This window comes from Bradyrhizobium sp. CIR18 (assembly GCF_014198295.1).
GTDB lineage: Bacteria > Pseudomonadota > Alphaproteobacteria > Rhizobiales > Xanthobacteraceae > Bradyrhizobium.
The window spans coordinates 1-3,698 of the sequence record NZ_JACIHF010000036.1 but is presented as its reverse complement, the minus strand read 5'-3'; the positions used below and the strand labels follow the sequence as shown (position 1 = coordinate 3,698).

Annotated in this window: 5 protein-coding genes; 3 read left to right on the top strand and 2 right to left on the bottom strand. The window is 56.1% G+C overall.

Annotation, left to right across the window (positions count from 1 at the left end):
- Both GGD65_RS39875 and GGD65_RS39870 read left to right on the top strand, forming a co-directional pair.
- A partial coding sequence (locus GGD65_RS39875; RefSeq protein WP_246783591.1) for a thioesterase domain-containing protein occupies positions 1–1,047 on the top strand: 1,047 nt, incomplete at its 5' end.
- A 194-nt stretch (positions 1,048–1,241) separates the two neighbouring features.
- Complete coding sequence (locus GGD65_RS39870; protein WP_183238752.1) at positions 1,242–1,436, top strand: hypothetical protein; 195 nt, start codon at positions 1,242–1,244, stop codon at positions 1,434–1,436.
- Positions 1,437–1,489: 53 nt separating this feature from the next.
- Here GGD65_RS39870 and GGD65_RS39865 read toward each other — a convergent pair whose 3' ends face one another.
- Positions 1,490–1,879, bottom strand: coding sequence for a molybdopterin-dependent oxidoreductase (locus tag GGD65_RS39865; RefSeq protein ID WP_183238751.1), 390 nt, complete (start codon positions 1,877–1,879; stop codon positions 1,490–1,492).
- A gap of 240 nt (positions 1,880–2,119) precedes the next feature.
- Here GGD65_RS39865 and GGD65_RS39860 point away from each other — a divergent pair, with 240 nt between their 5' ends.
- The gene (locus GGD65_RS39860) at positions 2,120–3,478 is read left to right on the top strand and encodes a hypothetical protein (protein WP_183238750.1); all 1,359 of its coding nucleotides are present in this window, start codon (positions 2,120–2,122) and stop codon (positions 3,476–3,478) included.
- A 66-nt stretch (positions 3,479–3,544) separates the two neighbouring features.
- On the opposite strand, the gene GGD65_RS39855 is transcribed toward GGD65_RS39860, so the two are convergent.
- Positions 3,545–3,698, bottom strand: a 154-nt coding sequence (locus GGD65_RS39855) for a transposase domain-containing protein (protein WP_183238749.1), incomplete at its 5' end; no start/stop codon positions are given.

Here is a 3,698-nt window from a genome sequence, read left to right as displayed (position 1 = left end):
GTCGAGACCGCGCTGGCGCGGATCTGGGCCGAGCTCCTTGGTGTCGAGCGCATCGGGCGCAACGACCACTTCTTCGAACTGGGCGGCCACTCGCTTCTGGCCGTGCAGATGCTCAGTCGAGCATTACATCTTGGGCTGAGTTTTAGCGCCACCGACCTCTTCCGAGCCCCTGTTCTGAAGGAGCTTGCATCGAAGATTCGTTTGCAGGTGCAGCCCAGTAACACGGCGGTGATTCCCGTTCGAGCGACCGGATCGCAGCCACCTCTCTTCTTTGTCCCCACAGGTTTTGGGGATTGTTCGTATGTCCTCGGTTTGGCAGCGGAAATGGATGCAGACTGCCCGGTCTACGCTCTGCCATGGCCCCCTTTCGATGACGTTCGTCCACCGACTCTTAAGGCGATGGCCGCGGAGGGGATTCTTGCGATTAAACAGATCCAGCCACGTGGCCCATACCGCTTTGCTGGATACTCATCAGGTGCAATCCTGGCTTATGCAATTGCCGAGCAATTACTGAGTACTGATGAAGTTGTGTCATTCATGGCGTTCATTGATGTTAGTCTACCTGCGGCTTCTTCAAACAGATCACTGAAGAATTTGGCGCGAGAATTTGTCTTGGATCGTTGTGGAATCTTGCGCGATGAGTATCACGAGGTTTTGGAACGCGACACCGAACAATATTCCATCTCTGAGTTGCTTGAAAAGGCGCAGAAAATAGGAGCGTTAGCTCCAGATCACGATCTTCACAATGACATTTCGATGTATCAAAGGGCCGCGACATTTCACTGCGCGCTACAATCGTATTGCGTTCCGTCGCTTGCGATTGAAATACATCAGTTCTATGCGAGTGAGCCTCTCGTCAGTCGTTGGGTGCCACCTGACAAACAACCCAGTAGCGACTTGCCAAACCAGGGCTGGGACCGGGTCGTGAATGCTGGGGCTATCCGTGCCGTACCGGTTCCAGGCAACCACGCGACAATGGTGAGCAATCCAGAAAACCGCCGAGTTCTAGCTCGAGCCATTTCAACGGCCTTGATCGGGGACTGTTGAATAGATTCAAAGACCTTTCTCAGAAGGGAGCGAACTCATGGCGCTCCTGGATGGCAACAAAATTGGTCGCGTACGCAATGACGCTGCAGCGCCCTGTCGGCCGGGCCAGCAACAAGCCCTTCTTCATCAGCCGGTAGACGAGCTTGGCAGTGACGGGATCGTGGCCGGCGGATCAACTCTCTGAGGACGGCTACATGATCGGTGCCGACTGGGTCAGGAACGCGCGTTTTATCGACGCGGAAGGGCATGATAACTCATCTATCAACGGAGCATCGATCAGGCGCGCCGCCGACGAACACCGGTTAGACGTACTGTCCCTGAGCAAGGTTTATATTCGGGACGACCCGCTTTATTCGACCGTGTTCGTCTGGCTCATGCGTGGAGAGTAATTCGTGAGGCCGCCCGGATTGGACGCGAGTGACTAGCCCTCGCGCTGGTGCGGCTATTGCGGTGAAGATTTGATGATCCGCAACAAGTTGAGTTGTTTGACCCAGCGGCTACGACGACCTTCTTGAAGTGAAATGACCTGGAGAGGACCGGTCCCGCTCGGCAATGGGGAGCCATCTTGCGCATCTGCCACCAGGAAGGTGCCGTTATCAAACTCGGGCAGAGAAATAATCGCGACGAAACCGTCAACGCCCTGAACGTGGAGATATTTTGCGACGTCGGCACCTTTCAGATCTTGCTCGAGCGGCACCCCTGCTTTGTTCAAAAGGGCAGCCAGATCAACTCCTGAATAGGTCGTATTTTCCCCGGCCGAATCCGTGACGGTGATCGATGTGTGAGGAAGTGCCTGAAAATCGGGTTCAGAGAAGGACAGCGGCGTCGTCACTTGTCCATCTACCCGTCAAATAAGCAGATGACGTTGCAGTCTGCGCCTGCGCGCTTTCCGCAAAGAGGAGAAGCACCGTACGTTTCGTACAGAACACGATCGTGATCCTCCCTTTAAAGGTCAGGCCTACGCCCAAGCTCGACCGAAAGCTTACCGGCGAATCAATTCGGGCTTGCAAAGGCAGACACCCGCTGTAATTGTATCGAAATAAAATTGTGCGTCATTAGAGGAAAGAGGCTCATGCGCGTTATTCAACTTTTAGGAAGTCGTATATTTCGCAACGCCCTTTTTGCGACCACGATGACGTGCCTTGCTCCGACACATGGACATGCCGCAAGCGGTTGTGCTCCCGGATCGACTTGCCTGTCGGTGACAGGGAAGGGCGCTCCGGCTCCTGAGCCGGCACCTTTCATTGCGCAATGCACCGGGGTCTTCCCAGACTTCGTCACACCATCAGCGATGGTACCGAGCGCTGGTCCGTGGTTCAAACTGTCCCAATCGTACCCTACGGCTGTCCCGGCGAACGACGCACCGTGGTCGAATATCGACTTCAAGGACGGAGTGACGGGCGCCAATGCTTACCTCTATGCTCTGCGAGACTATGCATTTGATGGCATGATCGATGCCGACTTCAAGCCGGAAGCCAACAACGTTCGGCCCTGGTTTCACATGCCGCTGATGAATTTCGGACCCCGTGCACGAGAGCCGATGCGCGGCTTGACGTCAGAACGTTCTGTCACCGGACCGGAGCTCGGTCTCAAGCAAGGAGTGACCATTCACAATTATGCGGTCGGCTTCTACAATGCAGCGGGTGCCGTCACGATCGGACAGGTCTTGGGCGGCGCCTCGCCCGATCTGGCAAAGGCTCAATTCGCCCAAGGAGCAATGACCTTCAAGATCTTGTTCAGCGACGTTACCGCGAATGACTTCCAGGGTTCTGACGTCTTGTCGGGTGCTCCGCAGTGGACGATCCGAACAGCTGCCGGCCCCCAAACCGTGCGCCTCATGCAGATGGACGTCGCCGCGGTGGATAGTCGCTCGCCAACCGGGTGGGTCTTCGGGACTTTTGCTTTTGACAGCAATGCAACTGATACGTCCCCGTGGCGGAGGCTCCGGCCCGTAGGCCTTTCATGGGGAAATGACTTCGGCTTCACACCCGCTGATCAGCAAGCAGGCAAGAAGCTGACCGAAACCACGATCTCGGACCAGGCGCCTGCTTACGCAGCCTCCCATTTGGGATGGGCGGGGCGCGCGAACGGGCCGGTCGACAATCCGATTTCGGGGTGCTTGAGCTGTCACAGCACCGCCCAATTGCCGTCGGCGCCCATTACATTTTCGAACGCCTGTACAACGGACGCTCAAAAGATGCTTTGGTTCAGAGACCTGAAGGGTAATCAGCCGTTTGGAGGAGTGGATGCAAGCTGCAATCCCATCACCAGCGCACCTCCGCCGAAGCCTCTCGACTTTTCACTCCAATTATCGGTCGCAGTCCAGAACGTGGTGCAGTTTGGCGATGCCAATCCGTGTTTGCCATCTGCCTCTATCATGAACCTTCGGGTCGACGACCATCCCGGAGAGCACCCGCGCATTGCTCGCTAGCGCCAATTATTCAAGGGATGGAAGAGGCGCTTCGTAAGCATCCGGTGAGGACCGCGGAGCGGTGACTTAGGCTGCTTGGTTGACTTGGCTATTTCTGTTGCACCAATTCCAGGGAAGAAGTTCGTCGAGCCGTTGCACGGGATGTGCAGCGATGCGTGCCAGGACATCGGCGAACCAAGCTTGTGGATCCACGTCGTTCATTTTAGCTGAGACGATCAGG

What these genes read in the sequence shown, in the direction of transcription:
- GGD65_RS39860 (WP_183238750.1), top strand. Translation starts at nt 2,120, where the DNA reads ATGCGCGTTATTCAACTTTTAGGAAGTCGTATATTTCGCAACGCCCTT.
- GGD65_RS39870 (WP_183238752.1), top strand. Translation starts at nt 1,242, where the DNA reads ATGATCGGTGCCGACTGGGTCAGGAACGCGCGTTTTATCGACGCGGAA.